Raw genomic sequence first — 17,163 nt, forward strand, 5'->3', positions numbered from 1 at the left:
GCTTACATGAGGCCAAGGCCTCCGTCGACGGCGATCACCTGGCCGGTCATCCAGTCGGACGCCGGATCGGCCAGATGGATGATCCACCTGGCGACGTCGTTGGGAAAGCCGCGCCGCTTGAGCGGTATCTGCTCGCGCTCGGCTTCCTCAATTACGGCGGCATGTTCCGGGGAGAGCCCCATCATGCCCGTCAGCGCACCGGATTCGGTCGGGCCTGCTGCAACCGCGTTGATGCGCACCCCGAGAGGCGCGAGTTCCAGCGCCCAGCAGCGCGTCAGGTGCTCCAGCGCCGCCTTGCTGGCCGCATAGTGCGAGAGACCGGCTCCGGGCTTGTGGCCGAACGTGCTCGATATGTTGACGATTGCTCCTTTCGCGACGCCCAGGTGCGGAAGGGCCGCGGCCGCAAGCAGGCTCGGGCCAACGACATTCACGGCAAAGATCCTCGTGATCTGCTCGGCGGTTGCTTCGGCGAGAGGCAGGAGAGCGCCGGCACCGGCATTGTTCACCAGCACGTCGAGGCGGCCCCACGTGTCGATCGCCGTTGCGATGGTGCGCGCGGCATCCGCGGGCTCGGCGGCGTCTGCGACGAGGCTCTTGATGTTCGGGTGCCCGGCGACCATTTCGTCCAGAATTGCCGCGCGGCGTCCGGTGACGAGAACCTTCGCACCTTGCGCAGCAAAGCCTAGCGCCGCGGCTCGGCCTATGCCGGAGCTTCCGCCGGTGACGATGGCGACCTTGTTATCGAATGCGGACATGATCTTGCTCCTGGCCAGCTCCCGGGCTGACAAATTATCGGATTGATGGGTGTGTCGCGAACGCTCCGGAACGAACACCGCGATCGGATCGCTCGCTGGGAAGGTCAGCTCCAACGCCTCGCCGAGCAGCACATCCTGGTGCTTCACCTCTGATACCGGTGGTGCTGCGTCAGCCGCCAAGCCGCTCCCATTGGCGTCCAATCGATCGGAACGGCCGACGGCTGCCGAAGAGGGAGCCATCGCCGCGTCAGGCGGCGGTGGAAGCTGCGCGGTCATTTGCCGAGATCAGCCCCTCGTGCCGCATGGCCTCTTGCACGGCCGGACGGTTCGCCATGCGCTGACGCAGAGCGGCCAGTTCCGGGGGAACGGAGACGTCGAAGCGCTCGGCCCATAGCAGCATCACAAAAAGGTAAAAGTCGGCCACGCTGGGCGTTGCGCCAAACAGGTAGTTGCCCGCAAGGCTCTCCGAAAGTATGTCCAGCAGCTTGGAGATCGTCGCTCTTGCCTGCGCCTTTTGGGTTTCGCTGCTTGCATGCCACATCGGCTTGAAGCTGCGGTGCACCTCGGTCGAGATGAAAGCCAGCGCTTCTAGCACGCGCGTGCGGCCAAGGTTTCCTGGAATACCGAGCGTTGGATACTCCGTGGCGAGCCAATCGAGGACGGCGATGTTCTCGGTGAGGACTTCTCCGTTGTCCAGCACCAGCGCCGGAACGTAGCCCTTGCGCGTTATATCGTTGAAATCGACCCCCGATGCCGTCCGCTTGGTCTTCAGATTGACGCTCTCCCGCTCGAATGGCACACCAGCCTCGAGTAGGGCGATGTGATCGGCAAGACTGCAAGCAAGCTGGCTGTAGTATAGTTTCATGTTCATTGTCCTTCTGGGGAGGATATGCCTGGAGGAGTAGCGGTGCCGGCGCAGGCAAAGCGGCTAGCGGTAGCCGACGCCGGTGACATAATTGGAGAGCATCCGCTCCTGCATTTCTTCCTGCTCGAACAACACTTTCATCGCGTCGCGTATGTCCAGTATGCCGAGAGGCCTGGCGCCGACGTCGATTACCGGAATGTTCTGCAGGCTTCGCGCCGCCATGGTCTGCCATACGTCATGGACATCGTCCTGCGGACTGCACGAGACGATGGATCTGCTCATCAGGTCGGACACTGGCGGTGTCTTGGACGCCGGGCCGCTGAGATGGCGCACGAGATCGGATTTGCTGAGCACACCCTCCGCGCCTCCGCCTGCATTGCATACCACAACGAGGCCGATGCCAGGCCTGGACAGGGAAAGGGCGGCCGCTTGCACCGTTGCATCGAAGCCGATCACGGCCAGGCGCGACGACGTGAAGGCATGCAGTTTGTCGATGAGCATTGCGCCGTCCTTGGTGGCGTGCCGCGCCGCCGAGTTCTTCAAACGCTCCGGCGGCGCGGCGCTTTCCTGTTCAAACAGGGCGATAGATTCCGACCTCATTCTTCGTAGGGGAGCACAAGTTCGGTCTCGCCGGTGTCGACGATGAAGACGGCCAGCAGCCGGGCGGGGTCAGTCGCGCTGGCATTCTGGCTGACGCGGTGACGATCGCCGGGATATTCGGACCAGCTCTCGCCGGCGCGATAGGTGACCACCGGGCCATCATTGACCTGACTCTTGATCGCCCCTTCGAGAACCGTGGCGTAGATGAAGGCAGATTTGGGATGGAGATGCGCGGGCGAGTTGCCGCCTGGCTCATATTCGACGAGCACACCTCTCATGCTCTTGCCGGGCACGTTCGGAAGCGGCTGATCATAAACGAGCTTCACGTTTTTGAAAGCGCCAGCCGTATTGTCGGCCAGCGCGGCGGTGGCGATGAACGCCGCGAGAGCGGCGGTGCTGTAGAGTATGCTCCTGATCATTTGTCTGGCTCCAGTTTGCGGTTGAGATTGCGGGGGATCGCCGGTCGGAGGGGAGGACGGCCGGCGATCGTGCTCTCGCCTGAGGGCACGGCGTGAGCCTAGGACCTGATGAAGGTGAGCAAGTCGGCGTTCACCACATCGGCATGCGTGGTACACATCCCGTGCGGAAAGCCCTCATAGATCTTGAGCGTGCCGTTCTTCAGAAGCTTTGCCGATAACGGCGCGGAATCGGCAATGGGCACGATCTGATCGTCCGTACCGTGCATGACGAGTGTCGGCACGTCGATGATCTTGAGGTCGTCGGTGAAATCGGTTTCCGAGAAGGCCTTGATGCCGTCATAGTGCGCCTTGGCGCTGCCCATCATGCCTTGCCGCCACCAGTTCTGGATGACGCCCTGGATCGCTTCTGCGCCCGGCCGGTTGAAGCCGTAGAAGGGGCCTGACGGGAAATCGATGTAGAACTGCGCGCGGTTGTCGGCGAGCGACTTGCGCAGCCCGTCGAACACTTCGATCGGAATGCCACCAGGATTGGCCGGCGTCTTCACCATGATTGGCGGCACCGCGCCGATGAGGACGAGCTTCGCGGTGCGTTCGTTGCCGTGGCGGGCGACGTAATGAGCGGCTTCACCGCCGCCGGTCGAGTGGCCGATATGGATTGCGTCGCTCAGGCCGAGATGCTCGACCACCGCCGCCGCGTCGGCGGCATAGTGATCCATATCGTGACCGTCGCTCATCTGCGCGGAACGGCCGTGCCCGCGCCGGTCATGGGCGATGGTGCGATATCCATGCCCGACGAAGAAAAGCATCTGCGTGTCCCAGTCGTCGGCGCTGAGCGGCCAGCCGTGGTGGAAGACGATCGGTTGGGCGTCCTTCGGACCCCAGTCCTTGTAGTAGATCTCGGTGCCGTCCTTGGTAGTGACAGTGCTCATATCTTTCGATCCTTTTTGAGCGATGGATGAGTTCGACCCTGGCCGGCTGTCCCTTGCGCGAGCGCGTATTTGGGCAGGCCGGTTGCAATACCGGCGGCCGCCGCGCCGAGGAGGAGGGCCCGGCGACTTGCCTGAGGCGCAATGGGCAGCTTGTGGTCCATCGTCGTTTCCTCGTCAGATGACGCCGTTACGCCGCAACACCGCTGCGCCGAGGCGGGGCGTGGTCGAACCAGTCTTCGAACGACGTCGAACCGATCCGGGCGCCCGCGCCGGGGACAAGCGAGCGGTCGTCTAGCGCGGTCCCGAAATAGAGCGCATGAGGATGGCCGATCACCTTCCTGGGATCGTTGGCGAGCTGCAGAAAACGCGCGACCAGCTCGTTCATGCGGAAAGGCTCGGGGCCGCCGATCTCCATCACGCCGTTAATCGGCTGGGAGAGCGCCACGTCAGCCATGACATCTGCGACGTCGTCGGAGGCGATGGGCTGGAAGTAGGCCGACGATACCGAGGCGGTGTCGCCGACGGTTGCCGACTGCGCAATGCCGCCAAGGAACTCGAAGAACTGGGTCGAGTGAACGATCGTGTAGGGAATTCCCGACTCCCTGATCAGCTTCTCCTGAGCCATCTTGGCGCGCAGGTAGCCGCTGCGGGGCAGGCGCTCCGCCCCGACGATCGAGAGCGCAATGTGATGTTTCACGCCGGCAACCTTTTCCGCCGCGAGCAGGTTCTTTCCGGCTGTTTCGAAGAACTCGAGAACGGCCTTGTCCTCGAACGACGGCGAATTGGCGAGGTCGATGACAACCTCCGCCCCGGCAAGAGCCATGTCCAATCCCTCACCGGTGAAGGTGTTGACGCCGCCACTTGGCGACGCCGCCAACACGTCGTGGCCCTTCACGCTCAGCCTTGCGACGGTCTTGGAGCCGATAAGTCCGGTGCCACCGATGATTACGATTTTCATGTCATTCTCCTGTTCTGACTTCGAAAAGATCTACTTGGAACAACGCCGGCGGCTCTAACCGTGCCGGCCCTGAATTCCTCGATGAGAGCGACGCGCGTCCGCGACTCGCTCGACCGCCAGCAGAAGAGCTTGGCTCAAGCGACACTGTCTTCGCAGCCTTCCCTCGCTTGGCCCCGACCCACGACCTCCGAGGCGCTGCCGTAGTAGCCCAAGCCAAAGATGTCGGCCGTGCCATAGGTGGCGCAGGACGGAGGCGGTGTTCTCGAGGAATTCCCGAAGAGGTCTGCCAGCGAGTGCCGCCAATGACCACGATTTTCATGTCGATGTCTCCTGAGGCTTGCACTTGTCGAATGCAGCCGGCGCGAGGCGGCCGGTTTCGTCACTGCGCCGATGCGGCTTCCTTGATGAGCAAGGCGATCGCTTCTGGACGCGAGACCATCAGCGCGTGCGACCCGCCCTCGACGACGATGGTCTTCACCGAATGCGCGCGCTCGGCCATGAACTTCATGACCGCCGGCGGGATATTCCGATCCGCCGAGCCGTAGATCGCGTAGGACGGAATTGTCTTCCAAGAAGGCGCGTCGGAGGGCTCTGCCAGGGCGGCGTCAGCCACCGGGCGTTGTGTCGCCGCCATCAGGCTGGCCTGCGCTGCCGGCACATCGGCCGCGAACTGCTCGTGAAACTTTTCCGGCTGGATATAGAGGTCCTGTCCTCCATCCGGCCGCGCCACCGGCAGGAGCGCCTCGCCAAGCGTGCTGCCTGGGAACTTCCCCGAAAGCGTGAGACTGGACTCGCCTTTGTCGGGGGCGAACCCGGCCACATAGACCAGCGCTTTCACATTGTTCTTCCCGTTGGCTGCCTCGGTGATGACCGGACCGCCATAAGAATGGCCTACCAGGACGACCGGTCCGCCGATGGATCCGATGACGGCCGATACGGCGGCCGCATCGCTTGCAACGCCGCGAAGTGGGTTGGCCGCAGCGATGGTCCGGAAACCGTCCCTGTTGAGCTCGGCGATGACGCCGTTCCAGCTCGACGATTCAGCAAAGGCCCCATGCACCAGCACGATCGTCGGTTTTGCCTGATGATCCGCTGCCTGCGCTGTCGCGCTGTCCGATACGCACCATGCGTAAACAAGGGCCAGAGCTCTGATGATGTTGTGCACGTGTCTTCTCCTGTGCGGCGAGTCGTCCGATACCGAGAAGAATGCGCCCACTTGGCGCGCGAAAATATTCGACGGACGGCTCGGTCAGGCGATCCGAAAGTCTAGGACGATGCACCCGGGAGAGTGGCAGCTGTAGCCGCTGGTCGGCGCACGGGTAAGTTCCCGGCATCGATCGAACGCATCGCCGGGGTAAGGCCGCGCCGACGTTCCCAGGCAGCGCGCCCAAGGCTGGCAGGGAGTGCGCAGCCGACTGGCGTCGGCTGTCAGTGTCTCCCTTCACCGGTCTCAATAAGTGCCATGACGATCAATCCGGCGAAAACTGCAGCGAGACATATACCGCCATATGGCTCACCCTCGTCCTCCATCCAATCGACCCGAAAATGCTCCTCAATATAGTGTCCTCACACGACCGGATTGCCAGGTGTCGACCGAACAAAAGAGGGCATGAAAATGTCAGGCGCGGAAACAAGATCAGGCTCGGCCGACAATCATGTCTTTGACCGGACTACTGATGTTCCCCTGTCCGACCCGCCGGCAGAGCAGTCGACGGCCGGCATTGTTCATGATCTGGGCAATCTTATTCAGGTCGCTTCATCTGCACTGAATCGGGTCGCCCGCGACCCGAGCGTCTCGACGGCTCCAGCTCTCGACCCCGTAATCGCCAGCGCCAGGACCGCCCTGCAGCAAGCCGGCGCGCTCGTGAGGGAGACGGTCGGCCGGGCCGCGGCAAGTCATCGAGCGCCGGAACATGCAAGCGTGGGCGCCTGCTTGGCCGAGGTCGAAAACCTTGTCCGAAGCGCATGGGAGAGGAACGTTCGTCTCGAAGTTCGCGTTGGGCGCGATCTACCCGCTGCGAAATGCGATCCGCTGGGTTTGCAGAACGCGGTCTTGAATCTCGTATTCAACGCGCGCGACGCGATGCCGGACGGCGGGTTGATCTCGATAAACGCCGCCGCGGTCGTCCAGGATCCTGGCACTGTCGTCGAGCTCCGTATCGAAGACAGTGGAATCGAAATGACGCGAGAGACCGTGCTCCGCGCATTCGATCCCTTTTTCACTACCAAGGGCAAAGGCCTCGGCGGTGTCGGCCTGCCGATGGTGAAGCATTTTGCCGAGCGGCACGGCGGGCGCGTCGACATCGAGAGCGCCTTCGGGTCGGGCACGACGGTGATATTGCGGCTACCCGCCATGCAGGCGCCGCAGGATTAACTGCAAGCCAGGAGGAGAGTTCGATGACCTTCGTCGGGGCAACAATGCCAGCCGATGATAGGAGAACAGATGCAGTTTGCGGAGTGCCTCATGACGGGCAAACCAAGGCTGCCGACTTCATCAACAGGAACCCCGTGTATCAACTCAGGAAGTATTCTTGTGTGGAGCCTCGTCGGGTCCAGGCGATTCTCGGAAGGACGATGGCATGACTGCTTCCGGGTGCTGGCAGACGGAGTCTGCCAGCTGACAGCGCCAGTCATTCTCGCCAGGCCGACGATCATGTTTGCAAATGGTCGAGGACTCTCAAATGAACGCGAAGGTCACGGAAAATACGCAACAACATCGTTTCGAGCTGCCTATTGCAGACGGAGCAATCGCTGCGGCCTACTATCGTCTCGAGAACGGACGGGTTGTTCTGATCCACACCGAGGTTCCTTCAGAGTTCTCCGGGCAGGGGATCGCATCGCAGTTGGCGCACGGCACCTTTGAGATGCTGCGCAAGACCGGTCGCAAGGCGATCCCGAAATGCCAGTTCATGGGCCAGTTCCTCGTCAAGAACCCGCAATATTCAGACGTTCTCGCCGGATGATCGTGAGCGGAGTTGTTGCTTCAGCAAAAGATCGGGTGAGCCGCAATGGATGACGAATACAACCTGCAAAGATTCGTCCACGCACAGGAGCCGGTTTACGAAGATGCTATCGGCATCCTGCGTCGGGGAATGATGTGTACTCCCTACACGGAGTTCATGTTCCCCAGGCTGGCCTCCAGCGGAAGCGGGGCCGCGCTTGAGCCTTACGCGATCAGATGGCTCGACGAAGCGAACGCGTATATCTCCTCGCCGCTGCTGGGCGGTCGTTATCGCGAATGCGTCAGCACGATGCAGAGGCTTATCAACTGCAGCGCCAGCACCGTCTTCGGCGATATCGACGCCCGCAAACTGCACGCGTCGCTGACGCTGTTCTCCGAAGCCAGTTACGACGAGTTCCTGCTCGAGACCATGTTCAATGTCTGGTTTGACGGTCTGCTCGACGAGGACACCATGACCAGGATTCGCTCGATGCAGAGGCAAATCGCTTAGCTTGGCCAAGCACAGAATTTTCCGCCGTCGAGAACCGCGCCTGCGGTCGCATGCTGCCAGGCAGATCGGGCAAGCGATTTGCGTCCTGGTCAATCCTCCGGCAGAGGAGTGAATTCTTCCTCCCCCGGCACTTCCGGGAAACGGCGTTCACGCCAATCGGTCTTTGCCTGCTCGATCCGCTCGGTCGAGGAGGATACGAAGTTCCAATAGACGTGCCGCGGTTCGGAAAAGGGCTCGCCTCCCAACAGCATCAGTCGTGTTGAATGAAAGGCCGGCGCCTTAAGCACGATCTCGGCGCCTGGTCCCAGCAATATCAATTCGGCTTCACGGAACGAGCCCGGCCGGCCGACGATCTCGACCTCGCCGGCGACGACATAGACCGCCCGCTCATGATGTTCGGGCTTGACCTGATATCGTGCGCCGCCGGTCAGCACGATTTCGGCGAACACCATGTCGGAGAGAGTTCTTACCGGCGAGACCAAACCGTCCGAGGCTCCGGCGATCAAGGTGAATTCGACGCCTCTGGCACACGTCCTCGGGATATCCGGCTCACTGTAATGGGCAAAATCGGCGGCGGCTTCCTCATGCCTGCAAGGAAGGGCAACCCAGGCCTGAATGCCGAAAAAATTGCTCCCGGACGCTCGAGCCTCCGGCGGCGTCCGCTCGGAATGGACGATCCCCGAACCCGCCGTCATCCAGCTGACTTCACCGGGGCGGAGCGCCTGCACCTTACCGAGACTGTCCCGGTGGACGATCTCCCCATCGATCAGGTAGGTCATGGCCGCCAAGCCGATATGGGGATGCGGTCTCACGTCCAAACCCTGGCTGGTATTGAACACGGCTGGCCCCATCTGCTCGAAGAGGACAAAGGGGCCGACCATTCGCCCATACCTGGAGGGCAATACGCGCCGTACCTTGAAACCGCTCACAGGTTCACTGGACACCGGCAAAACGATATCTGTAACGCCGGTTTGGCGGATGCTCATGGCTACCTCCCTTCTTGTACGCCCGGTCTGCCGGCGCTCGAAACGCGCCGGAACGGTACTGGGTGAAAGATCGTCTGCATGGCTTTGAGCAGCTCGAATTTCGAATCCGTGTGCTCTTGTCCGGTGCGGCTACCGCCGAGGGACATCCTGGCTGAGAGGACCCCTGCAAGATCTTCGGCCATTTCGGGCCGGTCGAGCAGCAGGGGCGCGAAGCTTTGCTGGTCAATCTCGTAGACCACGACGTGGCTCATTGCGCGCAAGGTCGAGGTCTCGCCAATGCCCGCGAGCAGACCCGTCTCTCCGAAAAAGTCGCCGGGAGCGAGGCGGCCGATCTCCTGCGGATGGGCGTCATCTTCGCCGCGCTCTCGGACAATGATGCCCGTCCGAACAATCATGAGGGAGGGCAGCATCTCTCCCTGTCGTGCTATGATGTCGCCCTTGCGATAGGTGCGCACCGCTACCGTTGCCGCGAGGGCTTCTTTTTCGTTGTCCGTCAACGCCGAGAATACTGGTATGGCATTTATAAGCTTGATCGGCGTGACTTCCGCGAGATTTGCCGTCTCTTCGCTCGGCAAGTCATTCATGAGAATCAAAGAGGAGGGTGGCGTCGCAAGCCGCAAACCCGCGGACTTGGAATGACGGTAGACAAGATCGAAGATTTCGTTCGTCGCTGGAATTCGCTGGCCAACATTTGCGACGCGAAAAAACAAATCGACCTCAATCGCCGTCGCATCCAGAGCTTTGATGGCTACCACTGGTGGCGGCTCCCTCAGTATTGTGTTACTGCTTTGTAAGGCCGCGTTCATGACGTCCGCGACGATCGCCGGCATCTTGGTCGGCGCCAATCTTATCGCGACGGATAGCCCATGGCTCTCTTCAGGGCTGCTGACATTGGTCAGCCCGAGCTTCGCGAGGAGGCTGTTCGGCAGCGCCACCACGTTGTGGGCCAAAGTGAGCAGGTGGGTCGATCGCCAGTTGGTCTCCACGACGCGGCCTTCGGTGCCGTCGCTCAGAACGATCCAGTCCCCAAGCACATAAGGTCGGCCGAGGTTGAGCGCGATGCCCGAAAAGACGTCGCTCAGCGTATTCTGGAGCGCCAATCCGAGTACGATGGCAAAGACGCCCGAGGTGGCGATCAGCGTTCCGACCGGCGCGCCGAAGACGAAAGCGAGGATCGACAGCAGTACCACAACGTAGACGACGCCGACGACGAGGTCCTGCAGAAGGCGCGCCTCGCGCGGCTTTCGCTCGAACACGAGATAGATGCGGACAAACCCGATCAGCGCCCAGGCGAGGTGAACCCACCACAGCAACTTGGCCGAACCGACGAGGATTGCGCTAGCGGTTGTCTCGGTGCCCCGTGTCGGCTCGTAGGGGAGCACGGCTCCGTCAAGCAGCAGGACCGACATGGTAAGGAAGAATGCGATCTGGACAATCAGCCTGGTGGTGGAGAGCCGCCGCGGAATGATGTGCCAAACGACTATGCCGGCGAGACCGACAAGCACCATGTAGAGATGGGGAGCATTCCACCAGCTCATGACCGGATCCGAATCCATAAAATCCTCACACAATCCTCGCCTCGGAGCATGACGAGCGATCCTTCGGTGTTAATCCTTGCCTTTCTCCAGGATCGCTTCGGTTATCGAGTTCGGCAGCCGGCGCGGCGTCTCGATAACGCCCAGCAGCGGCATGACGACGAGAAAGAACGCGAAGTAGTAGAGGGTCGATACCTGCATGGCGGGTACCAGCCTTCCGCCGGCTGGACCCCAGCCAGCCAAGGAAGAGCGCGTTGATGACAAAGAGCCAGAAAAAACGCCTGTACCAGGGCCGGTAGACGGCCGAGCGCACCTTCGACGTATCCAGCCAGGGCACGAAGAACAACACGGCGATGGCGCCGAACATGGCGAGCACGCCGCCGAGCTTCGAGTCGATCGGCCCGATGTTGAAGGTGACGGCGCGCAGGATCGCGTAGAAGGGCAGGAAGTACCACTCGGGCACGATATGCGCCGGAGTCTTCAGCGGGTCGGCGGCGGTGTAATTGTCTGGATGCCCGAGATAGTTCGGCACGTAGAAGACGAAGTACGCAAAGGCGAGCAGGAACACCACGGCCCCGAGCACGTCTTTCATTGTGGCATGGGGTGTGAAGTCCACGACGTCGGTTTCCGACTTCACGTCGATGCCTGCCGGATTGGTCTGGCCGACGACGTGAAGCGCCCAATGTGCAGGATGACGACGCCCGTCAGCATGAACGGTAGCAGGTAATGCAGCGCAAAGAAGCGGTTTAGAGTCGGATTGTCCACCGCAAAGCCGCCGAGCAGCAATTGCTGCACCCAGTCGCCGACCAGCGGGATGGCGCTGAAGAAGCCGGTGATGACGGTCGCGCCCCAGAACGACATTTGTCCCCAGGGCAGCACGTAACCCATGAACGCCGTAGCCATCATCAACAGAAGGTTGGTGCAGCCGAGAACCCACAGCAACTCGCGGGGAGCCTTGTAGGAGCCGTAATAGAGGCCGCGGGAGATGTGGACGTAGACCGCGATGAAGAAGAACGACGCGCCGTTTGAATGCAGGTAGCGCAAGAGCCAGCCGGAATTCACGTCGCGCATGATCTTGTCGACGGAGTTGAAGGCCAGCGTCGTGTCGGCCGCGTAGTGCATGGCAAGCACCACGCCGGTCACGATCTGCGCTGCCAGCATCATCGAGAGGATGCCGCCGAACGAATAGGCGTAGTTCAGGTTGCGCGGGACCGGATATACGATGAACTGATCATGCACCAGGCGCGGCACCGGCAGGCGGGCGTCGAACCAGCGTCCGATCCGGGTCCTGGGAACGTAGGTTGAATGTCCACCGCTCATTACGTTGCCTCTGGTTCTCGAATTGCCGGTATCGACATCGGCCGGCACTCCTTGGCCGGCCGCCCTTCAGCGGGTTCATTCGCGGTTGCGAGGATTCCTTGGCGAGACAGACACTCTGATCCCGTTGCGAGAGTAGATCGGCCGGACCATCGCTCGCGCAAACCTCTCGGCCTCGCTGTCGCGCCTTGCCGGCGGTGACGTGTCGACAGCCCGGAGCCTCAGGAGGATCTGCCGCATCTTCGAAAGAACGAAATCCAACGTCATTTGCGATGTTCATTGGTCGGGTAACGGACAGACCCAACCATGCCAGCCTTTCCAGGGTGCGGACCATCGTGCTGAGGACGCGTGCGTCCGATACGTTGGTCTATGGGCTCCTGAATGAAAGGCTGCGCCGGGCGCCTTCACGACATGGCGAAGCGCGCATGCATGCGCGTGGGGGGCGGACCGATCGGCCTCCGGCCTCTCAGGGCAGCGCGACCGCTCGTGGTGAACTACTGCGCCACTTCCATGAGCATTGACCGTTCCTCGTCGGCCACGACCAAATCGTCGGACGTCAGACGAATGCCCTGTGGGCGAGGTATCTCGTCAGCGCCCGAGGTTGGCGGGTCGTCGACGCCATTTCCGGCAATCGGCAGGATCGCCGCCGGCGAAGTCCTCCTACAATAACATCGACATCGACAAGCTGGTCGATGACGCCATGAAGGGCGGCAAGCGGTCAGTACTCCAGAAGGTCGACGGCGGACGAATCAGGGTTACTGGATGCCGGACGGGCGCTGCCGAGCGCCTCGTCAATGATGCGGCGGATAGTACGCGCGCAACGGCCGCACTGGGCGCTACAGCCGAGACAACCATAGACCTGGCGGATCGAGCACGTCCGCTCCGCCTTGACGGCGGAGCGGACATCCTGATCGCTCAACACATTGCACGAGCACACGATCATGGCGCGATAAGTCTCGACGGCGACCTGGTACGGCTCTGACCCGACAAGCGGGTCAGTACTCCCAGACAGCCGGCACGCAACGAAAGACATCGCCGTCCACCGCCACATGGCAGATAGACGGGAACGGCAGGTGAGTGGCCACCAGCGGCTCGCGGGTCGCCGCCAACTCCCGCAAAAGATTGATGCGGACGCGGGCCGCCTCCTCGGGGTCGTGTTCGAAGCCGTTGTGCCAGTCGGGTTGGTCGAACCCGACCTGGAACACGGCGTCGCCGGCGAAGGTCAGCCGGTCGCCGCCGGACGCCAGGCGGACCACGCTGTGCCCGGGGGTGTGGCCGCCAGTGAGCGTGACGACCACCCCCGGCGCCACCTCGTGCTCCGTCTCAAACGGCCGCAACTGGCTGCGGTACTCGTTCACGAACCGCTTGGCCGCCCGCCGAAGCGCATCCGGGAACCCCGTTGGCATGGAGGCGCGGGAGAAATCGGGCGACTCCCAGAACTTGAGCTCGGCGGCCGCCACGTGAACCCGCAGATCCGGACGCAGCCGGTCCTTCACCCCGTCGATGAGCAGCCCGCCGATATGGTCCATGTGCATATGGGTCAGCACCACGTCGGTGACGGATGCGAGATCGATGCCGGCGGCCTCCAGTCGCGAGACCAACCGCCCGGCCCTCGGCAAGTGCAAGTCCGGGTCCATCCCCAGCCCGGCGTCCACGAGTATGGTCCGGCCGCCGCTGCGTACGACGACCACGTTCAGCGGCCACTCGAGCACGTCTGGCGGCAGGAACATGTCGTCCAGCCAGGCCGCCCGGACGGCCGGGTCGACGTTGTATGCCATAACCGGGGCTGGTATCGGCAGCACTCCATCGCTGACCACCAGCACGTCGATGTCGCCGACCTGCAGCGCGTAGCGCGACGGAACCAATTCGGGCCCCGGTCTACCGTTGCTGTGCTTGGCGTTCAGGCTGTCGGCGCAGTGCTGGATCGAGGGGTGTGAAATGTTGTCCAGGGTCATGTTTGTCTCCTGCTGACCACGGCCGTATCGGCCACCTCCGCCGCTGGCGCCCGTGGATTTGGCATGAGCCTCCATGGACCGCCACCTGGCGTCTACGGAGGAAGTTGCGCCGCCTCGGCCTGCGCCACCATCGGACGGAAGCACCGGTCAGGCGATGCGAAAGTCTATGGCAGACCCGTTGCGAGCATGGGTGATATCCCGCGAACGTCGGAAGACGCCGCTTTGAGCAGCGAGCAACGGCTGTGCCTCTTGCCTGTTGGCAGTACACCCAGCGCATAGGATCAGGATCAATCCTATACCGCGGTCTCAGTCGTCCACAGCCTTGATACAGTCGACTGCACGCGCACCCTCAACATAGCGCTCTCCCCGTGTCTCTGGTCTGCACGCTGGTCGACCGAGCAAATGAGGAACACGGGCATGTCGCGCACCGACAGACCGTCCAGCACGACTAATGATGGCGCAACGCAATGGACGCCTTCCCACCGCTGGCGGGCAGGGTACCTGCATGTCCGATTGCGGCGGCGAAGCACGCGCTAGTGGCAAGCTCCGATCGACTGAGCGACACAATCCACAACCAGATCGAATGGAAAGGAGAAGCATCCCATGAGACGGACAGCTATGCTTGTTGCAATGAGCATTCTCACACTCATGCAGCAGCAATCGAGAGGCACAACGTATCGCAAATGTCGCGCGAGGCGGTCGGTAGAGTCCGTCAATCGAAGCACCGATGCATCCTTCGATACCACTCAGCGCGTAGATAAATTGATGCTCTACGACAAATACGTGCGTGATCATCGGACTTGCAAATCCGGCGAGGCGGCCGTGCCGACGCGCGTTCAGGCTAAGGACGGTCTATACAGAGTCCTCCGATGACCCAGGACAGACGTTTGGCGGTCGCTCGGTGGTCGACTGCACCTCTGCGGACATTCGAAATGTTGCTTGGGATGCAATGCGCTCCAGGATCGGCACTGCCAAGCGGCAAATCAGGCCGGGAGCCGCCACATTCGAACACGACCTGTACCACGCAATTCCGTTTCCGCGAGTGGGTCGCAAGCAAAATCGGGTCCAAGCAGTTTGTGAGTTGCATCCGAAATACGGATTTCATCGGGCTCCGCGGACGTTTGAATACGTGCGGCGAGATTAACGGTCTCGCCCCACAGGTCATAAGCAAACCGCTTTTTGCCTATGACGCCCGCGACGATTGGTCCTGAGTGAATTCCAATTCTGAGTCTTATCGGTTCTCCTGCGAAGCGTTCGCGCTTAACCGCCTTCCGCAGTTCAAGTGCATAGTGCGCAAGGGCTTCTGCATGATCGGATCGCGCGACGGGCAGGCCAGCGACCACCATCACACAATCGCCGATTGTCTTGATCTTTTCGCAGCCGTATCGTTCCGAGAGCAGATCCGCCGCCTTGAAGAAGTAATTTAAAATAGCGAGCGTTGTCTCGGCTCCGACGCTCCGCGCTCTTTCCGTAAAGCCGACGATGTCGGCAAAAAGCACACTCACGTCAGCATGGTTGTCCGCAATTTGTTCGTCCGCTTTTAACCGCTCCGCGATCGACGCCGGAAGAATGTTGAGGAGTAGGCTTTCGGCGCGCTGGTATTCACGCGACAATCCCTCTTGGCTCTGCCTCAACGCCTCGTTCGTCAATTGTAATTTTTCGTTGAGTTGACGCTCCCTCTCTTGCAGGAGTGTCATTTCATAAGCCTTCTGTTGAAGCCGCTGCCTATTGTCGCGTTCGGCAGTGGCGTCAAGAAAGAGCAGCCATACGCAGGCATTGTCAGCAAAAAGATGAAGGTCGGCGACACGCCCGCTGGGCAGTTCGACCATGGCCATATGATATGGAAGCTCCGGGCAAGGCAGCAAACCTTCCATGAATTCAAGCTGCTCGGCAACGGGCTTGCCAATGCAAAGTGATGATAGGCCGTAATGTTCAACACTACCGCCCTTCGCAGCTATGCAAAGCTGGGCGTCGACTTTCAGATATGCGACAAAGTGCTCGTTGTAGAAGAAATTGTAAATCCAGTTTCTGACTTCTCTTGGCAATCCATGCATGGTTTATTTGGCAACCATCGAAGCAAGCTGACGAAACGCATCATCAACATGTTCACCCGAAAGCGCGCTTGTTAGATAGATTTGCCATCCTAGTTGCCTCAGTTCGTTAATCTCCCTATCCGATATTGCCCACCGATCGGCCAGATCGGATTTGTTGAACAGCAATACGAACGGCATAGCGCCGAATTCGGCCTCGGCCCGCTCGCGCAGCGTGAGCGCCACGGCAAGAGTAGCGGCGCGGGTTCCATCGACGACAAGCACGAGCCCGCTCGCACCTCGCACATAGCTGACGCGGAATGAGCCGATATCGTCTTCGCCGGCCAAATCCCATAAAATCAGATCCACGGTTTTATCGGGCAATACAACACTCTTCTTGTCGATTTTCACTCCAACCGTAGTCAAGTAGGTTTCTGAAAAGATGCTTTGCACAAACCTGCGAACCAGACTCGTCTTTCCGACAGCGAACCCGCCCAACATGCAGATCTTCTTTTGCAATATCCTGGGCTCCGCCCTAGTGGAAGTTTACCGTAACCGAAACTCTGCGATTGGCGGAGCTCCCGGTTCGGCTATTTTCAGTCTCCGCTGGCTCAAAGGTGCCCGCGGCGCGAACCAAGAGCAATTCCGGATCGACGCCGCGCTGCTTGAGAAGCGCACGAACTGTCTCCGCGCGGGCGGCGCTGATCGACAACTTGGCCGTTTCACGGCCCGTCGTGTCCGAATGGCCGGTCAACATGAACTGTGCTGTTACGCCTGCCTTGCGGGCGTCCTTGGCCAATTCCTTCAACTGATTCGCCAATTTGTCGAGAACCGGCAGTTGCTCTGGTCCCGGTACAGCCTTGCCAGAATCGAAGAAGATGTCGACCGCTTGAATAGCCTCCCTCAAATGCGTGAGTTCCTGAGGGGTCAACTCACGCAGCTCGGAGATTTCTAGAGTGAGTCCGTCCGCGGACAGCTGTTGGGCGGCGACCCGCGCCCGGTTTATCCAGGCGGCAGGAGCTTCACCCACGACAACGATGCGATCCTTGATGATCATAAGCCGAACCGATTTCGGCGGAGTCAGCGACGCCACCAGCCGCTTCAGCACGAACTTCGGATCAAGGCTCTGATAGAATTGCCACTGCGAATGAACGCGAGCAGGATCAACCCCTGTTCCGGACAGCAGAGCCTGCGGGTCGGCGGCCTGTGGGTCTCTCAGGCCGGAAATATAGAAGTGTCCGCCCCTCGCCGTTTGTTGGGCGACGATGATTCCCGGTTGGGCCTCAAGTCGCGACACATAAGTCTGCCAGTGCTCCGCCGCGCGTGCTTCGGGGCTCACATCACGAACCTTGGAGATGTCGA

18 protein-coding genes and 1 pseudogene are annotated in these 17,163 nt (G+C 61.1%); 3 read left to right on the forward strand and 16 right to left on the reverse strand.

Going from position 1 to position 17,163, the window contains the following annotated elements; genetic code table 11:
• Positions 1–2: 2 nt before the first annotated feature.
• From CIT26_RS30170 to CIT26_RS30200, 8 genes are all read right to left on the reverse strand, one after another.
• Positions 3–1,031 carry an SDR family NAD(P)-dependent oxidoreductase gene (locus tag CIT26_RS30170; protein WP_245319612.1) on the reverse strand — a complete coding sequence of 343 codons (1,029 nt, stop codon included), beginning with the start codon at positions 1,029–1,031 and terminating at the stop codon, positions 3–5.
• The gene (locus tag CIT26_RS30175) at positions 1,003–1,620 is read right to left on the reverse strand and encodes a glutathione binding-like protein (protein ID WP_095495969.1); all 618 of its coding nucleotides are present in this window, start codon (positions 1,618–1,620) and stop codon (positions 1,003–1,005) included. Before CIT26_RS30175 ends, CIT26_RS30170 begins: the two co-directional genes overlap by 29 nt.
• Positions 1,621–1,683: 63 nt before the next feature.
• Positions 1,684–2,220, reverse strand: a complete 537-nt coding sequence (locus CIT26_RS30180) for a CBS domain-containing protein (protein WP_245319614.1) — start codon at positions 2,218–2,220, stop codon at positions 1,684–1,686.
• A complete protein-coding gene (locus CIT26_RS30185) occupies positions 2,217–2,639 on the reverse strand; it encodes a cupin domain-containing protein (RefSeq protein WP_095495948.1) in 423 nt (140 codons plus the stop codon). Before CIT26_RS30185 ends, CIT26_RS30180 begins: the two co-directional genes overlap by 4 nt.
• 98 nt (positions 2,640–2,737) lie before the next feature.
• Positions 2,738–3,568: an alpha/beta fold hydrolase gene (locus CIT26_RS30190; protein ID WP_095495949.1), complete on the reverse strand. Its 831-nt coding sequence runs from the start codon at positions 3,566–3,568 to the stop codon at positions 2,738–2,740.
• Positions 3,565–3,729 carry a hypothetical protein gene (locus CIT26_RS36845; RefSeq protein WP_167391578.1) on the reverse strand — a complete coding sequence of 55 codons (165 nt, stop codon included), beginning with the start codon at positions 3,727–3,729 and terminating at the stop codon, positions 3,565–3,567. The genes CIT26_RS30190 and CIT26_RS36845 overlap by 4 nt, the downstream gene beginning before the upstream one ends.
• Positions 3,730–3,755: 26 nt before the next feature.
• Positions 3,756–4,526, reverse strand: a complete 771-nt coding sequence (locus CIT26_RS30195; protein ID WP_095495950.1) for an SDR family oxidoreductase — start codon at positions 4,524–4,526, stop codon at positions 3,756–3,758.
• Positions 4,527–4,905: 379 nt separating this feature from the next.
• On the reverse strand, positions 4,906–5,691 hold the full coding sequence (locus CIT26_RS30200; RefSeq protein ID WP_206072831.1) for an alpha/beta fold hydrolase: 786 nt from the start codon (positions 5,689–5,691) through the stop codon (positions 4,906–4,908).
• An 888-nt stretch (positions 5,692–6,579) separates the two neighbouring features.
• Between CIT26_RS30200 and CIT26_RS38950 the strand changes: the two genes are divergently transcribed.
• From CIT26_RS38950 to CIT26_RS30215, 3 genes are all read left to right on the forward strand, one after another.
• Positions 6,580–6,900 carry an ATP-binding protein gene (locus tag CIT26_RS38950; RefSeq protein ID WP_245319615.1) on the forward strand — a complete coding sequence of 107 codons (321 nt, stop codon included), beginning with the start codon at positions 6,580–6,582 and terminating at the stop codon, positions 6,898–6,900.
• 307 nt (positions 6,901–7,207) lie between these two features.
• Complete coding sequence (locus tag CIT26_RS30210) at positions 7,208–7,489, forward strand: GNAT family N-acetyltransferase (protein WP_095495951.1); 282 nt, start codon at positions 7,208–7,210, stop codon at positions 7,487–7,489.
• A 45-nt stretch (positions 7,490–7,534) separates the two neighbouring features.
• Positions 7,535–7,978 carry a DUF1810 domain-containing protein gene (locus CIT26_RS30215; protein ID WP_095495952.1) on the forward strand — a complete coding sequence of 148 codons (444 nt, stop codon included), beginning with the start codon at positions 7,535–7,537 and terminating at the stop codon, positions 7,976–7,978.
• 89 nt (positions 7,979–8,067) lie between these two features.
• Here the strand turns inward: CIT26_RS30215 and CIT26_RS30220 are convergent, their stop codons facing one another.
• From CIT26_RS30220 to CIT26_RS30265, 8 genes and pseudogenes are all read right to left on the reverse strand, one after another.
• Positions 8,068–8,964, reverse strand: coding sequence for a pirin family protein (locus CIT26_RS30220; RefSeq protein WP_095495953.1), 897 nt, complete (start codon positions 8,962–8,964; stop codon positions 8,068–8,070).
• 2 nt (positions 8,965–8,966) lie between these two features.
• Positions 8,967–10,502 (reverse strand): mechanosensitive ion channel family protein, encoded by a 1,536-nt coding sequence (locus CIT26_RS30225; RefSeq protein ID WP_095495973.1) that lies wholly within the window; start codon positions 10,500–10,502, stop codon positions 8,967–8,969.
• Positions 10,503–10,571: 69 nt separating this feature from the next.
• Positions 10,572–11,819 (reverse strand): annotated as a pseudogene (locus CIT26_RS30230) (cytochrome b).
• 715 nt (positions 11,820–12,534) lie between these two features.
• Entirely contained in the window at positions 12,535–12,759 is a 225-nt protein-coding gene (locus tag CIT26_RS30240) for a (2Fe-2S)-binding protein (protein ID WP_095495955.1), read from the reverse strand.
• A gap of 52 nt (positions 12,760–12,811) precedes the next feature.
• Positions 12,812–13,771, reverse strand: coding sequence for an MBL fold metallo-hydrolase (locus CIT26_RS30245; RefSeq protein WP_245319616.1), 960 nt, complete (start codon positions 13,769–13,771; stop codon positions 12,812–12,814).
• A gap of 983 nt (positions 13,772–14,754) precedes the next feature.
• A complete protein-coding gene (locus CIT26_RS30255; protein WP_095495958.1) occupies positions 14,755–15,825 on the reverse strand; it encodes an adenylate/guanylate cyclase domain-containing protein in 1,071 nt (356 codons plus the stop codon).
• 3 nt (positions 15,826–15,828) lie between these two features.
• Complete coding sequence (locus CIT26_RS30260) at positions 15,829–16,320, reverse strand: Rab family GTPase (RefSeq protein WP_245319617.1); 492 nt, start codon at positions 16,318–16,320, stop codon at positions 15,829–15,831.
• 16 nt (positions 16,321–16,336) lie between these two features.
• On the reverse strand, positions 16,337–17,163 hold an 827-nt coding region (locus tag CIT26_RS30265; protein ID WP_143747942.1), incomplete at its 5' end, for an OmpA family protein.

The sequence above is a fragment of the Mesorhizobium temperatum genome (assembly GCF_002284575.1).
Taxonomy (GTDB): Bacteria; Pseudomonadota; Alphaproteobacteria; order Rhizobiales; family Rhizobiaceae; genus Mesorhizobium; species Mesorhizobium temperatum.